The sequence below is a fragment of the Neisseria sp. P0019.S002 genome (genome assembly GCF_051957155.1).
GTDB classification, from domain to species: domain Bacteria; phylum Pseudomonadota; class Gammaproteobacteria; order Burkholderiales; family Neisseriaceae; genus Neisseria; species Neisseria perflava.
Window position 1 is genome coordinate 1 of the sequence record NZ_JBQCWS010000061.1, and the last position, 528, is coordinate 528.

Below are 528 nucleotides of genomic sequence, written 5' to 3' on the forward strand. Positions count from 1 at the left end.
GGGGGTGGGGTTGTGTGTGTGTTTGTGGGTGGTTTGGTTGGTTTGTTTTTGGTGGTGGTTTTTGTTTGTTTGGGTGTGGTTGTTGTGTTGGGTTTTGGTGTTGTGTTTTTGGGTGTTTGTTTGGTGGTTGGTTTGTTTGGTTTTGTTTTGTGTTGGTTGGGTTTGGTGGTGTTGGGTTGGGGGTGTTGTGGTGTGGTGTGTGGTGTGTGGTTTGTTTTGTGGGGGTGTGGGGGGTTGTGTGGTGTTGTTGTTGTTTTGGGTGTGGGTGGGTTGTTTGGTGGGGGTGGGTTGGTTGTGGTGTGTGTTTGTGGGGTTTGGTGTTTTTTGTTTTGGTTGTTTTGTGTTGTTGGGGTGTTTGTTGGTTTTTTGGGTGGGTGTGTTTTGTTGTGTGGTGTTGTTGTTGGTTTTGGGGTTGTTTTGGGTGGTGGGTGTGGTTGTTTGTTTGGGTGGGTGTTTTGTGTGGTGGGTGGTGTTGGGGGGGTGGTTGGGGGGGTGGGGGTTTTGGGTTGGGGGGGTTGGTGTGGGTGG

Annotated in this window: 1 protein-coding gene; it reads left to right on the forward strand. The window is 50.4% G+C overall.

Features of this window, described 5'->3' with window-relative positions; genetic code table 11:
* The coding region (locus ACTHTY_RS11555; RefSeq protein ID WP_440367764.1) for a hypothetical protein at positions 1-528 on the forward strand (528 nt) is incomplete at both ends.